Here is a 15,218-nt window from a genome sequence, read left to right on the forward strand (position 1 = left end):
CCGGCCTACCGTGCCCCGGCCGCCGTTTTCGCCTCCCGGACCGTTGGTGGCGCGTCCGGGTTTGTGTCCGATGACGGTAACGGCAGGGGCGCCCTTGTCAGTTTGTAGCGGGTGACCTTGGCTGCTCCGCCGGCCCCTACGACGCCGGCGAATACCGCGGTGGACGCCATCAGGGATGCGTCATGGCTTGCACCCACCAAATCCGCTCCTTCCGCGTAGTACTCCTGGTTGTGCCCTGGCCCCAGTCCGAGCCCCTCCCCCTCGGGCGTCCTGACCTCGTTGTTGAGCGTCACTGTCACCCTGTCCTTCGTGTCCGGATTCATCCGGCCGTCAGTGCCGGGAACCCAGTCCTGGGCATGTTCCAAATGCAGCGAACTGATTCCAGGTTCAGCTGTGATCCCCCCAACGGGTGCTCCGGCCGTCAGCACGTACTTGAGGTCGAATTCACTGAGGAACGCCTTGTTCTGGCCGAGGTTCATGGCATGGATACCTCCTTGGCTGTGCCCTACAGCGACGACTTGGTCTCCAGTCCCGGCACCAGCTTCGCGGAGTGCTTGGCTTACGGCCGGGATGATCGCTTCGGAGTCGTAACCCAGCCCTTCCCCGATCCCCTGCATATCGAAAGGGTTGGTGACCGCGGAATCGGGCTGGGTGCCGGGAATCAGGACCATCCATGTTGTCTGGCCATTGTTCCCAAGGCGGATGACCTCGATCTCGCCGTCTCCCCGGGCATGGAGCTGCTCCAGCCGGCGGAGGCTCGCCCCCATGGTCGGCTCCACGTTCTCCACAGTTTCGGTGGTTCTTTCCACGCTCACAGGCCTCGGGCGCATGTCAGGACCGAACGGCGACTCAAGGACATTCCGCACAGCCCCACGCGTTCCAAGCCAAAACGGCACAATGGCTGATGCGAGATCGCTCGTCATTTCCCGGCCCGGGGGCCAGAGTGGGCTGGACAAACGCATCTCGTCAATGCTGAGGATCCGCGGAAGCGCGGCCTTGGCTTCCGCCTCGACATAGTCCCGGTGGCTGGCCCTCACATCGGAACTGACGTCCACCAGTTCCTGGCGCACTCGCCCCACGTCCTTTCGGCTATCGGCCACCGCATTGATGGCCTCGCAGCCGGAAACATAAGCGTCGTAGAGGAAGGGCTCCAAGTCATCCTGGACACGACGCGTCTCCTCCTCGATCCGAAGAAGTTGTTGTACCAAATCATCAAGCTGGCTGGCGCCCCTCAGCAGTTCCTCCAGTTGGAACGACACCCCACCTACACCGCCCCTGATGGCGAGGGGCCCGTCGGGAGCCGGCGGCACGGGCCTCGGAGCTTCACCGGCACCCACCGGAGCTGCGTCGGACATCAAGGACCCCTCTCGCCCGAGACGGACACGTTCTGCGAGTGCCGTAGAACCAGGGCCACCGCGGAATCCAACGACTCCCGGGCGCTCATGAGCGCAGACGCGTGCACCGCAATAGTGGTCCGGTAGGCGCGTCCTGCCGGGGACAGCCAGTGGTCCAGCTGCGCCCGTCGCAGTGTTGCCAGGACAGCATCTGCCTGGTCAACGCAAGCCTTGATTCGCCATGCGAGTCTCTGGACTTCATGGCTACGGGACGCGCATTCCAGGGAATCGAAAACTGGCGGTTGGGCTGCAGGCATCAAGCCGACGCTCATGTCCTTGTACTCCCTTGATTTGTTGGGCTGATCGGTTGGTACGACGCTACGGACCGCCATCACCTGGCGGAAGCGCCGCCGTCGTGTATGTGGATAACCCGAAGGGCCGTCCACATAGCCCCGTCACCAACTCCCGGCCTCCGCGCCGGGCATGAAAGAATAGGCATCATGGCTGAATCCCCTCGCGTGTCCCTCGCTTCCGAACCCCTCGCCCTTGGCCCCCTTGACGGCCGCTACCGTGCCGCCGTCGCGCCCCTCGTCGACTACCTGTCCGAGGCGGCCCTGAACCGCGATCGCGTTCACGTCGAAGTCGAGTGGCTGATCCACCTGACCAGCCAGTCGGTATTGCCGGGCGCCGGTCCCCTGTCGGACGAGCAGAACGCCAAGCTGCGCGCCATCGTTAGCGAATTCGACGCCGCCTCGGTCAACGAGCTTGCCGAAATCGAGGCCGTCACTGTCCACGACGTCAAGGCTGTCGAGTACTACATCGCCCGCCGCCTGCCCGCCATCGGCATTGAGCACCTGACGGCCATGGTGCACTTCGGCTGCACGTCCGAGGACGTCAACAATCTCTCCTACGCCGTCGGCATCAAGGGTGCAGTGGAGAACGTGTGGCTGCCCAATGCCACCGCCCTCGTCCAGCAGATCGAGGCCATGGCGGAAGCGAACCGCTCGGTTCCCATGCTGTCGCGCACCCACGGCCAGCCAGCTACGCCCACCACGCTCGGCAAGGAACTGGCCGTCATTGCGCACCGCCTGAACCGCCAGCTGGCACGTATCGCCAAGACCGAATACCTGGGCAAGATCAACGGCGCTACCGGCACCTACGCCGCCCACGTCGCCTCCGTCCCGGGTGCGGACTGGGAAAGCGTCGCCAAGTCGTTCGTGGAAGGCCTCGGGCTCACCTGGAACCCGCTGACCACCCAGATCGAAAGCCACGACTGGCAGGCTGAGCTCTACGCAGACATTGCACGGTTCAACCGCATCCTGCACAACGTCTGCACGGACATCTGGAGCTACATCTCCATCGGCTACTTCCGCCAGATCCCGGTTGCGGGCGCCACAGGTTCCTCGACCATGCCGCACAAGGTCAACCCGATCCGCTTCGAGAACGCGGAAGCCAACCTGGAGATCTCCAACGGCCTTTTGGACACCCTGGCAGCAACGCTGGTTACTTCCCGCTGGCAGCGCGACCTCACGGATTCCTCCTCCCAGCGCAACATCGGGGTGGCCTTCGGGCACTCGCTGCTTGCGATCTCCAACGTGGCCAAGGGCCTCAAGGCACTCGACGTGGCCGAGGAAGTCCTCGCAGGCGACCTCGATACCAACTGGGAAGTGCTCGGCGAAGCGATCCAGATGGTCATGCGTGCAGAGGCCATTGCCGGTGTTGAAGGCATGGAAAACCCGTATGAACGCCTTAAGGACCTCACCCGCGGCCAGCGCGTGGACGGTGCCCGCATGCAGGAATTCGTGCAGGGTCTGGGCCTCTCAGCCGACGCCGAAGCACGCCTGCTGGCACTGACCCCGGGTAAATACACCGGCATCGCCGACAAACTCGTGGACCACCTGCAGTAAGTGGATCACTTGCAGTAAAACCAAACGCTCGCCGACGGCGGGCCGGGGCTGGGTGCCTCGGCCCGCCGTCGGCGTTTAACGCGTCGTGGGCGATCAGTGGGCAGGCGGAAGAGCGCTCCTTCCCAGTTGTTTTCCTCAGCATCCCGTCCAAGGGTTCGAGACACGGCGTGTCGGGCTTTGGCCGGGCTCATGCAGCTGATTGGCTTAAAGCAACCGGGCCGGAGCGCAGCCAGTCCACACCCGAACAGCTAGACGCAGAGGAGCGGAGCGGCCATGAAGCTCCTGTTGATCAGGCACGGACAGACCCCCGGAAATGTTGCGGGCCAGTTGGACACGGCTTTTCCTGGACCTGGCCTGACCGAACTTGGGGAGCGACAGGCGGCTGCGTTGCCGGAGGCGTTGGCGGGCGAAGGCATTGAGGCCCTTTACACCTCCACCCTGTTGCGGACCCAGCGGACCGTGGCACCCTTGGCGAAGGCGACCGGCTTGGAACCGGAGATCCTGGCGGGCGTCCATGAAATCGAAGCCGGCGCCCTAGAGAAGAAAGACCGACCACGAATCGCACATGCGCTACATGGGCACAGTCTTTGCCTGGACGGACGGTGACCTGGACGTGCGCATGCCGGGAGCTTTCAACGGCCATGACTTCTTCGCCCGCTTCGATGCTTCGGTGGAAAGAGTTGCCGCCGCAGGGCATTCGACAGCTGTGATCGTCAGCCACGGTGCCGCGATTCGCTGCTGGGCTGGCCGACGGGCCACGGACATCGACACCGTGTTCGCCGAAACCCACCAGCTCCCAAACACCGGGATTGTGGCCCTCGAAGGCGACCCGCAAAACGGCTGGAAGGTGCTGCACTGGGACCAGATGCCGGTGGGCGGTATGGCCCTCTCGGACCAAACCGCCGAGGACCCCACGGGCGAAGCTCTCCAACCCTGATCTGAAACTGCGAGGCCTGCTCTTCACCCTAAAACCACTCCGAAAGGTGCAGACCGGGCCCCGCTACGCGGGAAAGCCCAGCATTTCTCCCGACGCTTACGCGCAGGAAACACCGTGGTAACCACCGCTCCTTAGGCTTGAGACGCATAGACACCTCCGACGAAACCCGGCGAATTGAGGCAGAAATGCAGACCAACCCACGGCTCAACATCCGGCAGGTCACGTGGGCCAACCCCGTGGGCGCCGACCTCCGGGCCGCACAGCAAGCCGAATTGGACTCCCGTTTCGGTAGCACCGACCATGAGCCAGGACCACCGCCGTCGGAAGCGGACACCGCGGTGTTCGTCGTGGCTTATGAGAAATGCTCAGGCCAACCCTTGGGCTGCGGTGGGCTCAGGATGCTGGACGAGAACACAGCCGAAATCAAGAGGTTGTATGTGGTCCCCTATGCCCGTGGTTCGGGAGTGGCGAGCTCCATCCTGGCAGCTCTCGAAGCCCAGGCGCACTCCCACGGATTCACCGTGATCGCGGCGGAGGCGGGGTCGGCCCAATCGGATGGCCGGAGCTTCTATGAAAGCGCCGGGTTCGCGGCCGTGCCCAATTTTGGTCCGTATGTGGGCGTCGACGAGTCCTACTGCTACTCCAAGCGGCTTGATTCGCACAGTGCCTCGCACACGGCGATGGCCTAGCCGGTACGGATGACCCGAAACATCAAGCGGAGTCCGCGGCAGTTCGATAATCTCGGGATATGGAAAAAGCAGACATCACCTTCCGCACCCGCAAATGGGTGCGGCCCGAGGATCTCAACGCCAACGGCACACTCTTCGGTGGCAGCCTGCTGAAGTGGATCGATGAAGAGGCAGCGATCTACGCCATCCTCCAGCTGGGCAACGGCCGGGCCGTCACGAAGTACATTTCGGAGATCAACTTTGTGAGCTCCGCGGTCCAGGGTGACCTCATCGAGATGGGCCTGACGGCGAAGCGTTTCGGCCGTACCTCGCTGACCATGCGTGCAGAAGTCCGCAACATGATCACCCGCCAGGCCATCTTGACCATCGAGGAAATAGTCTTCGTGAACCTTGGCGCCGATGGCCGTCCCCAGCCGCACGGTTACACCGAAATCACCTACGACCGGGACCGCATCCCAACCCACCACCTGACGGAGACGCTCGACGAAGACTGACGGGCCGGCGTCGTGACTTAAGTCCTGACTTAAACGGGTGCTGGCGGCCGCGGTGATGCGGCCGCCAGCTTGTATTTCCGGTGACGGGAGTGTTTGCCACCGGAATCTGGGGGAGCTGGGCTACAAGCGTCAGCGCCTGTCGAACGTCAACCCACCGGGCACCTGGAACGTGGGCATGAGTTCAAGCATGCCCACATTAACGTGGCGTGGCGTCTCGATCGCGTAGTCCAAGGCGTTGACGATGTCATCCGTAGTGAGTGATTCGTAGCCTTCGTAGTAGGTCTTCCAGGCCTCTTCCATGGCTTCTGGCGTGCCGCCCATGTTCCGTCCGAAGATTTCGGTTTCCACTCGTCCCGGGCAGATCTCGGTGACCCGGATACGCTTGCCCACGGTGTCGTTCCGGAGTTGCCGGGAGATCTGGTGCACGGCGGCCTTGGTGGCGTGGTAAACCGTGTGTCCGTAGAAGTTGTACACGCCGGCGATTGAGCTGATGTTGATGACGTGGCCCAGATCCCGTTCCACCATGCCTGGGAGAACCAGGCGGGTGAGCTGCAGGAGACCACGAAGGTTCACATCCACAAGTTCGTCGATGTCCTCTTCGGAAGAGTCCAGGATGTTGCCGGGGCGGGAAACGCCTGCACAGTTCACCAGGACGTCCACCTTGAGCTCACCAACGACGGCGGCCAGCGCGGCTGTGTCGGTCAGGTCCACTACGTGCGGGATGGCTCCGGTGCGGTCAGCCAAATCGGCGAGGCGTTCCTCGTTGCGCGCAACGGCGTGGACAGTCAGGCCCCGCTTGGCGAGCCGCTCGGTAATTGCTGCCCCCATGCCGGTCGACGCGCCGGTGACGAGGGCTGCGGTGTAGTCAGAAAAAGACATTGGATCTCCAAAGAAAGCGTGGGGCGAAGCGCGCCGGGCCCGGAAGCCCGGCGCGCTGCCCGGAATGGCGTGGGGGCTAGGCGTCGCGCAGCGGTTCGTGGGCGCGGTCCTTGACCGTACTCACGGCGATGAGGGTGCCGAGGGCGGTAATGACTGCGTAGAAGGCCGGCATGTAGATGTTGCCCGTGCTGCCGATGAGCCAGGTCATGAGCAGCGGTGCCGTGCCGCCAAAGAGGGCCGAGGAAATGTTGTAGCCCAGGCCGTAAGCGGAGTAGCGGACGCGGGTGGGGAACAGTTCGACGATCAGGATGTGGATTACTGCGGTGTGACCGGCGAAGACGACGGCCATGATGCAGGCACCAAGGATAGCCAGGCCCATCTGGCCGGTTGCGATCAGTGCGTACGACGGGATTCCGAGGATGGCCATGGCAATTGCTGATCCTGCGATGACCTTCTTGCGGCCAACACGGTCGGACAGGGCACCCATGAACGGGATGGCGACACAGATGACCACCAGGCTGCAGGCTGTCACCAGGAGGGCCTCGCCAATCGTGAAGTTCAGTTGCTTGCCCTTGAGGAACGTGGGCATGTAGGAGAACAGGACGTAGTAGCCGGAGCCGTTCATCAGGGGGATGAAGAGCGCCAGGAGCATGGCACGGCGGTGTTCCTTGGACTGGAATGCTTCCTTGAGCGGGTTCTTTGAGAGTCCGCCCTCTTCCTTGAGCTTCTCGAAGTTGGGGGTGTCGCTGATGGCCTTGCGGATGTACCACCCGATGATGCCCATGGGGATGGCGACCAGGAACGGGATGCGCCATGCGAACGAACCGAAGCCGCCGCCGTCGATCGCTGACTGGGTGAGCCACGGCGACATGGAGTACGCCACCAAAGTACCGGTCAGCAGTGCCGCGAACGAGGCTATCTGTGCGTAGGAGGTGATGATGCCGCGTTTGCCCTCGGGGGCATGCTCAGCGAGGAAGGTCATGGCGCCTGCGGCTTCGCCACCGACGGAGAAGCCCTGCAGGAGCCGGAGGAGGACCAGAAGAATCGGGGCCGCAACGCCGATCGCCGCATACGGAGGCAGCAGCCCGATGCCCGCGGTGGCCACGCTGATCAGGAGGATCACGAAGACCAGTAGTTTTTGCCTGCCGATCCGGTCGCCGAGATAGCCGCAGACCACTGCCCCGAGCGGCCGGACGAAGAACGAGACCGCGTAGCCTGCAAACACGAAAAGCAGTGCGTTGTCAGGGTTGCCCGGCGCGAGGAAGACGAGCGCCAGCGTTCCCGCCATGAAGGCGAAAATGCCGTTGTCGTACAGTTCCACGAAGATGCCAACACAACCTGCGGTGACAACCTTGCGGGTTTGGCGGCCCGTGAGCCGCTCATGCTGCACTGGCGCAGCGTTGGTGCTTGCGGTCATGACTTTTCCTTACTGGGATGAGCGTAGCAACGCCTACTGGTGTGGCGACAGGCCTTTTAGCTGCATGCGGCAACTGGCAGGTCCTGCCACCGGGGACGGCATCCGATGCCGAGGAGTCCGAAGACGGTGTTGACGGATTCGCGGAGGGTTTCAAGTTGGGCCCGCGAGCGCCTAAGGGCGGCAGTTGCATCTGCCACTGTGGTTTTCCGAAAACGGACTTTGTCCCCTGGCCTCGCCTGGGCCAGGACATCCAGTCCGGTACTGGTGACAACTGCGAGCACGGGATACCCGGCGGTCACGCCGCGGCCTCTGTGCAGTACCAGCAGTTCGTCCCGGGAAGGAACCTCGACGGCGCCCACTGGCACACCGCGGGAAAGGACCTCGCCGCTTGAGGTTCTTTCCGGTAGCTCCCCACCCAGCCTCAGGCCGATGTGGTTGCTGCGGCCACTGACGGCGTATTCGGAGGTGAAGAGGAGCTCACCGGAGCGGCCGAAATCGACGACGTCCGGCCCGTCGGTCACATCGACCAACAAGTCTGAATTCATGCTTGGCTGTTCCAAGCCGAGGCGGAACAGCGGAAGGTCGAAGTACGGCTGGCGTACCGGGCCGACGCTCCTGCGGGTGGACAGGCTGGTTCCTTCCTTGAGCTGATGGCCGAAGCCAACGACGGTGTCCGGTGCTACGCTGCCCAACAGGCTCTCTGCCTCGATTGAACCGTGGATGGCCAGGTAGGCGCGCAGTCCGCGGTGGATCCCGCGAACGGACACGGACTCCCCGGAACGGACGGAGACCGGTTCCCATTGGCTGGCCGGTCGTCCGCCAACGGTGAGCGTGAGCGGGGCGCCGGTAACGGAGATCAGGATGTCTGTGGTGGCTTTCATCCGGAAGTCCAGGGCCGTGATCTCCATCAGGGGATCGTTGTCCAGGTTGCCGGCGAGGATGTTGGCGGCCCGGGCCGAGTACTGGTCCAGGGCCCCGTTGACTGGGAGTCCGTAGCGGGGGCCACGGGTCCGGCCAAGGTCCGTGACGACGGAGTTGCCGGGCTGCTGGATCAGGATTCCGCCGCTCATGGCCTTGCCTTCAGAGCGCCGGGCTGAAGAGCGCCGGGCTGAAGAGCGCCGGGCTGAAGGGTGCTGGGCTGAAGCTCCATGCCGTCAAAGTCGCCGAAGTCTTCCGCCCTGATCTGCCTGAACCTGAGAATGTCGCCGGGACGGTAAGGCACCAGTGGTTCGCGGCGGATGTTCAACACTGAGAAGGGTGTCTGTCCGATGACGCACCATCCGCCGGGAGCGACGGCTGGCGCGATGACGGCTTGGCGTCCCGCAACCGATACTGCGCCGGCGGGAACGCTCAACCGGGGGTCCTTCAAGCGCGGTACTGGCTTGGGGAAGTCCGGGCCGTCCATCATGGGTGATCCTGCCGGCGCTCCCAGGCAACGGATGGTGTAGGTCTTCCCGGTGTGGAGGCGGATCACATCATCTGTGCTGAGGCCTTGGTGGGATGCAACCTTTTCCAGGTCCGGGCCATATTCACCGCCGTAAACAACGGGAACATCGAAGTATCGGGGAGCAACTGACGCTTCCCCTGCGCGGCCCAGCTCAGTGAGGCCGAGCTTGACGAAAGCGCGCATCTGCCGGGCAGAGACCAAAAGCGGGTCGAATTCCACCAGCACGGAGTCGTACGTGGGGACGGCTCCGTGAAGCCCTTCGGCGCCGCATCCTTCCAGCCAGTGGGCCAGGCTGTGGACGGTCAGCCAGTTCTCTTCGCTGTCCGCAGAGATGGCAACGACGCGCAAAGCGGAATCACCGGATTCGTGGATCTCGGTGGGCGAGGCAACGGATAGCGACATGTCAGGCCACCTTCGCCCGGGATTCCATGACCTCGGCAAGGGGTGCAATCCGGACGCCTGCTGCAAGCAGCTCCGTGCGGATCAGCCGCGCCAGTTCTACCGCACCAGTGTTGTCGCCGTGGAGCAGAACAGTGTCTACGGTGATGTCCATGTCCACCCCGCTTGCGCAGCGGAGCTTGCCTTCGGTCACCATGCGAAGGGTTCGGTCCACGATCTCGGTGGGATCGTGGAGGACTGCCCCGGGCTGGCTGCGGGGAACCAGGGTGCCATCTTCCTGGTAGGCGCGGTCCACGATTCCCACGATGGCGACGTTCAACCCTGCTTCACGTGCTGCGGTGGCCAGTTGGCCCTCTTGGGCTACCACTGTGAGGCCGGCATCCACGCGGGCGACTGCCTCGGCAACGGCCTTGGCATAGTCGGTCCGGACCGCCACCAGGTTGCCGAGCCGGCCGTGCGGCGCGAGATGGGCCACCTTGGTGCCGTGGAAAGCGGCAAATCCGTTCAGCGCACCCAATTGGTACAGAACATCGTTCTGTACTTCGCCCGCAGTGAGGCCCATATCCCGGCGGCCAAAGCCACGCAGGTCCGGGAAGCTCGGGTGGGCCCCGATGCCTACTCCGCGGCGAACGCACTCGGCGACGGTGGCGGCCATGATGTCGGGGTCGCCAGCATGGAACCCGCAAGCGATATTGGCGCTTGTCACGATGTCCAGGAGCTCGGAATCGTCGCCGATGGTATAGGCGCCAAACCCCTCTCCCAGATCCGCTACAAGATCAATGATCGGATTCACGTAATTCTCTTTCCATGGCTTTGACAGTGGGGAAAAGGAAATTCAAGGAATTTCCACTGCGGGAAGATTCTTCAGGGAAACCAAAGTTTTGCCTGAAGTTCTTTCCAAAAGTCTCGCACCGGCCGGGCATGCCGCACAAAGACCTATTCGCTATCCCGTGATAGCTCTCCGTTATGACCTGCGCCACCCTGTACTGTGCCTTGGGTCCCAACCACACCCGGATAGAATTTCCTTTACGCATGCCACCCGGGGGACGTGGCCCTCCAGGAAGGCAGACCCATGGACACGCGCAAGCTCTCATACTTCGTGCAGATCGTTGACTCAGGCAGCATCACCAAGGCTGCAGCTGCCCTCCACGTTGCCCAGCCCGCCCTGAGCCAGCAGGTATCCGCACTGGAAACGGACCTTAAGCAGCGCCTGCTGATTCGCAGCAAACAAGGGGTTGAGCCCACGGCAGCCGGGCACACGCTCTACCGTCACGCACAATCGATCCTGCGTCTGGTTGAGCAGGCCAGGCAGGATGTCGCATCCTCCGGCGCGGCTCCCTCCGGACGGGTGTCAATCGCGATTGCGCCCTACAGCATGGCCTCCAGCCTGACACCACAGATCATCAGCGAGGTAGGCCGGCGATACCCGGACATCGTGGTCCACCTGACCGAGATCTTCGGCGGCGTGCTGAGCGAGGCCATCAAGAACGGCCGCTTGGACATGGCGCTGATCTACGAACCGGGGAAGATCCGTGGCGTCCAGTTCACCACCATGATCGTGGAGGATCTGCATTTGGTGGTCCACCCTGACGTGGACATCAACCGCGGCAAGGACACCGTCACCCTCGCGGAGGCAAGCACTTTGGGACTGTTCCTTCCGGAGAAGAACCACACACTGCGTCAGCTCATCGAAAAGGGCCTGGCGGACCAGGACCTTCCCCTGAAGCTGGTAGGCGAAGTGGAATCTGTTCCTTCGCTGACAAGGCTCATCCAGGCCAACCTCGGTGGCACAGTGTTGCCCAAGTCCGCTGCCGACGCCCTCTTCCCAGACCAGGACTTCAAGGTAATGCGGATCGTCGAACCCGGCCTGCAGAGCAAGATCGCCCTTTGCACCCCGGACCATGAGCCACTGTCGGAGGCAGCGTCAGCGGTGTTGCTGGTGGTCAAGGAGATGCTGCACCAACAACTGATCACCAAGTACGGGACCGACCCCGTCCAGCTGCCCGCCCATCCATAACAAAGCCTTATCCGGACAGTCAGCTTTGGTCTTATTCAGGACCGTTTTAATTTCCTAATATCGAATCAGCAAACAATTCGAAACCAGACCCCGGATTCCGTGGGCACATTCAAAGGAAACAACGGTGAAAAAGATCAGCACAACCGGATGGGCATCACATCCAACCCGCGGAACAGTCAGCGCACGGACCGGATTCCACTGCCCACGAAATGGTTTTTGGCGGCCCACCGGTGGAATTGGCGAACCGCTCTTCGTCTTCGAAGGCAGCCTGATGCCCACGCACGCCGGCGGCAGCATCGAATGGCACCTCGTGGACACGCGGCCCGGACACGCCGGACTGGATTGAGGGCGAACCACCCAACCCGACCGCCCGCCGTCGTACATCACCATGATGTGCAGCCCCCAAAGGCGCCCTGCCACCGGCAAGGCGCCTTTTCCATATGGGCAGGCGTTCACGTCGGCAAGCACAACGCTGCCGTGGGAGTGCATGCGAAAGGGGCCGGCCACCTCGCCTTTCGACGATCCGCGGCCGGCCCTGCAGAGGCACCTAGTCCTCGACCAGAAGCCCCTTCTCCTTCAGCTTCTCAGTCAGCCCACAGAGCTCTAAGGTGTTACCGCCGTCGTGGTAGAGCTTGATGAGTTCGCGTTCATGGTCGTCACGGGCCTGGGACAGTGCGATGACTTCCTCGGCCTCTTCGCGGCGAACCACCACGACACCGTCAGCGTCGCCGCGGAGGATGTCGCCCGGATAGATGATTTCATCGCCGAAAACGATCGGGTGGTTGATGGGCCCCAGGGTCTCCTTGACAGTGCCCTTGATACTGACGCTGCCGGAGAAGACGGGAAGGCCCAGCTCGATCAGGTCCTGGGTGTCGCGCACACCGGAATCGGTAACCATGGCGGCAATGCCTTTGGCTTTCATGGCATTGCCGAGGACGTCGCCGAACGTGCCGGCCTCGGCCATCTCCTGCGCACCCACCAAGACCACGTCGCCTGCCTGGGCGTAGTGGATCGCCACCTGCAGCATGAGGTTGTCCTGCGGGGCGCAGGCCACCGTGACGGCCGGCCCGCAGAACGACATTGAACGATCGATCGGCTTGATCCTGGAGCTCAAGGCGCCGCGGCGGCCCTGGGCTTCATGGATGGTTGCCGAGGAAAAAGCGGCAAGGCGGCTGACAACGTCAGCATCCGGACGTTCAAACTTTGTTTTGACGTGGATCATCTCTGGATCTTTCTAGGTGAGGGCGTTGACGGCTTCGCGGATCGAATCCACACCGGCGTTGATGGTCTCCAGCGAGGTTGCGAAGGAGATACGGAAGTAGGGGCCGAGGCCATAAGCCGAGCCCTGGATTACGGCCACGCGGGCAGCGTCCAGCAAATACAGCGTGAAGTCCTGGTCGTTCCCTATCACACGGCCGTCCGGCGCGGTCTTGCCGATCACCCCGGAACAGTTCACGTAGGCATAGAAGGCGCCTTCCGCCGGGGCCACGGACAGTCCGTTGATGGAGTTCAAACCGTCGACGGCGGCGTCCCGGCGCTTGCGGTACACCTCCACAGAGTCGCGGACAAAGGCCTGGTCACCGTCCAACGCAGCAACTGCGGCCGCCTGGCTGATGGACGACGGGCACGACGATGTCTGGGACTGCAGCTTGTTCATGGCTGCGATCAGCGGGGCGGGACCCACACCGTAGCCCAAACGCCAGCCGGTCATTGCGTAGGCCTTGGAAACGCCGTTGACCAGCAGGATGCGGTCCTTCAGCGCAGGCACCGCAGAGACCAGGCTGGTCACGCGGCCTTCGCCGAAGTAGACCTCGTCGTAGATCTCATCGGTGAGGACGTAGACCTCCGGGTGCTCCTCAAGGACTGCTCCAAGTGCCTGCAATTCCTCGCGGGAGTACACAGCTCCGGTCGGGTTGGACGGCGCGTTGAGAATGAGCCACTTGGTCTTCGGGGTGATGGCGTTTGCCAGGGCATCAGGGGTGAGCTTGAAGCCTGTCTCTTCACCGCATGCGACGATCACAGGCGTGCCATCGTTGGCGAGCACCATGTCCGGGTAGGAAACCCAGTAGGGCGCGGGGACGATCACTTCGTCGCCCTCATTCAGCGAGGCCATCAACGCCACGTACAGGACCTGCTTGGCACCACCGCCGATGGTCAGCTGGTTCCGCTCATAGTGCTGCCCGGTGTGGGCCTCGATCTTGCGCAGGATGGCCGCTTGCAACTCGGGCGTACCGTTCACCGAGGTGTATTTTGTCTCGCCGGCAGTGATTGCTGCGATGGCGGCTGCCTTGATGTGGTCCGGGGTGTCGAAGTCGGGCTCGCCGACGGTCAGGTCGATGATCGGGATGCCTTCGGCTTTGAGTTCGCGGACGCGTGCAGCCGCGGCGACGCTCGCCGAGGATTTAATGCGGATGACCCTCGACGCCGGCAGGTAGTCGGCCATGTCTCCTCCAGGAATGTGGGACTCAGGACCCGCTGATTAGCGTGTCCCCTTTTCGAGACTAGGTATTTGCTGGCTCTGTGGATAAGACCTAATGTGCGTGGATCTATAAGGGAGCCTTATGACAAGTGGGGCTTCCGCCGCCTTGGCGGCCTATGTGTGCGCCTAATCGGCCCTGAACATGCACTTTGCTTATGGGTTCACTGTGGATTGGTATTTCCTGATGGAGGCGAACCCTGCCTAGATTCAAAGAGTCAGAAGTGTGGTCCCACTCCGAAAGGGAGCCTATGCCGGCCCAAACCGTTTCACTCCAAGGCCGCCCAGCCACAGGACGGTATGCCTACCGGGCCAAAGCAGCCCGGCGGCAGACTTTGGACCACGCGGAACACATCGAACACGCCAAGCTGGCACATGCGCTGGGAACGCACCGGCAGCTCTTATCTCATGCCAACAGCGCGATTCGCACCCTGACCGCCGCCAGAAATGAGTTGCTTGCGCAGGCAATTGAGGACGGGCTCACCATCGCCACCGTTTCAGCGGTCACCGGGGAGAACATGAAATCGGTCCGGGCCATTGCTTTGGCTTATGACGATCTGCACCCGAGCGACGTCTCCCGCAGCGCACATTTGTCCGCGCTCCGGCACAAAACCGACGAGCTCAGGGCAGCTGCGCAGCATCGCGACCGGATCATCGAACGCCGCGAAGCGCTGATTGTGATGGCCCTCCGGAACCAGGTCTGTGATGAGCTGGAGCTCGCGTCGCTGACCGGACTCACTCCGGACCACATTCGCCGGTCGCACCGGGGCAGTGCCCGGCCTGAGCCCGGTCGCACCCGGGGCAGCCCCCGGCCTGAGCCCACCGTTGAACCCGACGGCCGCAGACGGTAGAACGGTGGGATGAGCGACGTAAACGCATGGATGGATCTGTACCTGCAAGCGTGGACCTCGAATGAGCCCGACGATATCCGGGCCATGTTCACCGAGGACGCCGTCTACTACGACCGGCCAAACACCGAGAAACCGTGGCACGGGCATGATGAGATCGTTCAGCACTGGTCCGGCGATTCGGCCGATCAGCCGGAGGACTGGACGTTTGAATGGACTCTCCTGGGCCAGGACGGAGACACAGCGTTCGTTCAGGGCCTCACCACGTACCTCAACGGCGACCCCACATACGACAACCTCTGGGTCATCCGCTTCGCCGACGACGGCCGTGCCCGCGAATTCACCGAGTGGTACATGGCCCGGAAGTAGTCCCG

Annotated in this window: 16 protein-coding genes and 1 pseudogene; 8 read left to right on the forward strand and 9 right to left on the reverse strand. The window is 62.9% G+C overall.

The window, feature by feature from the left end; translation table 11 throughout:
* Positions 1-5: 5 nt before the first annotated feature.
* Both QRM57_RS11720 and QRM57_RS11725 read right to left on the reverse strand, forming a co-directional pair.
* The gene (locus QRM57_RS11720) at positions 6-1,355 is read right to left on the reverse strand and encodes a hypothetical protein (protein ID WP_284986721.1); all 1,350 of its coding nucleotides are present in this window, start codon (positions 1,353-1,355) and stop codon (positions 6-8) included.
* Positions 1,355-1,666: a hypothetical protein gene (locus QRM57_RS11725; protein ID WP_284986722.1), complete on the reverse strand. Its 312-nt coding sequence runs from the start codon at positions 1,664-1,666 to the stop codon at positions 1,355-1,357. Before QRM57_RS11725 ends, QRM57_RS11720 begins: the two co-directional genes overlap by 1 nt.
* A gap of 168 nt (positions 1,667-1,834) precedes the next feature.
* Here QRM57_RS11725 and purB point away from each other — a divergent pair, with 168 nt between their 5' ends.
* The 4 genes and pseudogenes from purB to QRM57_RS11745 all read left to right on the forward strand — a co-directional run bounded on the left by purB (position 1,835) and on the right by QRM57_RS11745 (position 5,361).
* Positions 1,835-3,241 (forward strand): adenylosuccinate lyase, encoded by a 1,407-nt coding sequence (gene purB, locus QRM57_RS11730; RefSeq protein ID WP_284986723.1) that lies wholly within the window; start codon positions 1,835-1,837, stop codon positions 3,239-3,241.
* 273 nt (positions 3,242-3,514) lie between these two features.
* Positions 3,515-4,178, forward strand: a pseudogene (locus QRM57_RS11735) (histidine phosphatase family protein).
* 185 nt (positions 4,179-4,363) lie between these two features.
* Positions 4,364-4,867, forward strand: coding sequence for a GNAT family N-acetyltransferase (locus tag QRM57_RS11740; protein ID WP_211710764.1), 504 nt, complete (start codon positions 4,364-4,366; stop codon positions 4,865-4,867).
* Positions 4,868-4,926: 59 nt separating this feature from the next.
* Complete coding sequence (locus QRM57_RS11745; RefSeq protein ID WP_159706417.1) at positions 4,927-5,361, forward strand: acyl-CoA thioesterase; 435 nt, start codon at positions 4,927-4,929, stop codon at positions 5,359-5,361.
* A 129-nt stretch (positions 5,362-5,490) separates the two neighbouring features.
* On the opposite strand, the gene QRM57_RS11750 is transcribed toward QRM57_RS11745, so the two are convergent.
* The 5 genes from QRM57_RS11750 to QRM57_RS11770 all read right to left on the reverse strand — a co-directional run bounded on the left by QRM57_RS11750 (position 5,491) and on the right by QRM57_RS11770 (position 10,296).
* A complete protein-coding gene (locus tag QRM57_RS11750) occupies positions 5,491-6,240 on the reverse strand; it encodes an SDR family oxidoreductase (RefSeq protein WP_284986724.1) in 750 nt (249 codons plus the stop codon).
* Positions 6,241-6,316: 76 nt separating this feature from the next.
* Complete coding sequence (locus QRM57_RS11755) at positions 6,317-7,657, reverse strand: MFS transporter (RefSeq protein ID WP_284986725.1); 1,341 nt, start codon at positions 7,655-7,657, stop codon at positions 6,317-6,319.
* 56 nt (positions 7,658-7,713) lie between these two features.
* Positions 7,714-8,727 (reverse strand): 5-oxoprolinase subunit C family protein, encoded by a 1,014-nt coding sequence (locus tag QRM57_RS11760; protein WP_284986726.1) that lies wholly within the window; start codon positions 8,725-8,727, stop codon positions 7,714-7,716.
* Entirely contained in the window at positions 8,724-9,506 is a 783-nt protein-coding gene (locus QRM57_RS11765) for a 5-oxoprolinase subunit B family protein (RefSeq protein WP_284986727.1), read from the reverse strand. Before QRM57_RS11765 ends, QRM57_RS11760 begins: the two co-directional genes overlap by 4 nt.
* A gap of 1 nt (position 9,507) precedes the next feature.
* Positions 9,508-10,296: a LamB/YcsF family protein gene (locus QRM57_RS11770; RefSeq protein WP_284986728.1), complete on the reverse strand. Its 789-nt coding sequence runs from the start codon at positions 10,294-10,296 to the stop codon at positions 9,508-9,510.
* Positions 10,297-10,575: 279 nt separating this feature from the next.
* On the opposite strand from QRM57_RS11770, the gene QRM57_RS11775 reads away from it, so the two are divergent.
* Positions 10,576-11,520: a LysR substrate-binding domain-containing protein gene (locus tag QRM57_RS11775; RefSeq protein WP_284986729.1), complete on the forward strand. Its 945-nt coding sequence runs from the start codon at positions 10,576-10,578 to the stop codon at positions 11,518-11,520.
* Positions 11,521-11,644: 124 nt separating this feature from the next.
* Positions 11,645-11,866: a hypothetical protein gene (locus tag QRM57_RS11780; RefSeq protein WP_284986730.1), complete on the forward strand. Its 222-nt coding sequence runs from the start codon at positions 11,645-11,647 to the stop codon at positions 11,864-11,866.
* 201 nt (positions 11,867-12,067) lie between these two features.
* On the opposite strand, the gene QRM57_RS11785 is transcribed toward QRM57_RS11780, so the two are convergent.
* Positions 12,068-12,742 carry a 4-carboxy-4-hydroxy-2-oxoadipate aldolase/oxaloacetate decarboxylase gene (locus tag QRM57_RS11785; RefSeq protein ID WP_284986731.1) on the reverse strand — a complete coding sequence of 225 codons (675 nt, stop codon included), beginning with the start codon at positions 12,740-12,742 and terminating at the stop codon, positions 12,068-12,070.
* A gap of 12 nt (positions 12,743-12,754) precedes the next feature.
* Positions 12,755-13,963 (reverse strand): aspartate transaminase, encoded by a 1,209-nt coding sequence (locus QRM57_RS11790; protein ID WP_284986732.1) that lies wholly within the window; start codon positions 13,961-13,963, stop codon positions 12,755-12,757.
* Between the two features lie 284 nt (positions 13,964-14,247).
* Between QRM57_RS11790 and QRM57_RS11795 the strand changes: the two genes are divergently transcribed.
* Positions 14,248-14,847 (forward strand): hypothetical protein, encoded by a 600-nt coding sequence (locus tag QRM57_RS11795; RefSeq protein ID WP_284986733.1) that lies wholly within the window; start codon positions 14,248-14,250, stop codon positions 14,845-14,847.
* 9 nt (positions 14,848-14,856) lie between these two features.
* Positions 14,857-15,213: a nuclear transport factor 2 family protein gene (locus QRM57_RS11800; protein WP_235521146.1), complete on the forward strand. Its 357-nt coding sequence runs from the start codon at positions 14,857-14,859 to the stop codon at positions 15,211-15,213.
* Positions 15,214-15,218 lie beyond the last annotated feature (5 nt).

The sequence above is a fragment of the Arthrobacter sp. fls2-241-R2A-172 genome, from assembly GCF_030208885.1.
Taxonomy (GTDB): domain Bacteria; phylum Actinomycetota; class Actinomycetes; order Actinomycetales; family Micrococcaceae; genus Arthrobacter.

Bases quoted from the DNA above. Each gene is read 5' to 3' on its own strand.
- QRM57_RS11790 (WP_284986732.1), bottom strand. From the start codon at position 13,963: ATGGCCGACTACCTGCCGGCGTCGAGGGTCATCCGCATTAAATCCTCG.
- QRM57_RS11750 (WP_284986724.1), bottom strand. From the start codon at position 6,240: ATGTCTTTTTCTGACTACACCGCAGCCCTCGTCACCGGCGCGTCGACC.
- QRM57_RS11755 (WP_284986725.1), bottom strand. From the start codon at position 7,657: ATGACCGCAAGCACCAACGCTGCGCCAGTGCAGCATGAGCGGCTCACG.
- QRM57_RS11760 (WP_284986726.1), bottom strand. From the start codon at position 8,727: ATGAGCGGCGGAATCCTGATCCAGCAGCCCGGCAACTCCGTCGTCACG.
- purB (WP_284986723.1), top strand. From the start codon at position 1,835: ATGGCTGAATCCCCTCGCGTGTCCCTCGCTTCCGAACCCCTCGCCCTT.
- QRM57_RS11785 (WP_284986731.1), bottom strand. From the start codon at position 12,742: ATGATCCACGTCAAAACAAAGTTTGAACGTCCGGATGCTGACGTTGTC.
- QRM57_RS11720 (WP_284986721.1), bottom strand. From the start codon at position 1,355: ATGTCCGACGCAGCTCCGGTGGGTGCCGGTGAAGCTCCGAGGCCCGTG.
- QRM57_RS11800 (WP_235521146.1), top strand. From the start codon at position 14,857: ATGAGCGACGTAAACGCATGGATGGATCTGTACCTGCAAGCGTGGACC.
- QRM57_RS11795 (WP_284986733.1), top strand. From the start codon at position 14,248: ATGCCGGCCCAAACCGTTTCACTCCAAGGCCGCCCAGCCACAGGACGG.
- QRM57_RS11745 (WP_159706417.1), top strand. From the start codon at position 4,927: ATGGAAAAAGCAGACATCACCTTCCGCACCCGCAAATGGGTGCGGCCC.
- QRM57_RS11765 (WP_284986727.1), bottom strand. From the start codon at position 9,506: ATGTCGCTATCCGTTGCCTCGCCCACCGAGATCCACGAATCCGGTGAT.
- QRM57_RS11740 (WP_211710764.1), top strand. From the start codon at position 4,364: ATGCAGACCAACCCACGGCTCAACATCCGGCAGGTCACGTGGGCCAAC.
- QRM57_RS11725 (WP_284986722.1), bottom strand. From the start codon at position 1,666: ATGAGCGTCGGCTTGATGCCTGCAGCCCAACCGCCAGTTTTCGATTCC.
- QRM57_RS11775 (WP_284986729.1), top strand. From the start codon at position 10,576: ATGGACACGCGCAAGCTCTCATACTTCGTGCAGATCGTTGACTCAGGC.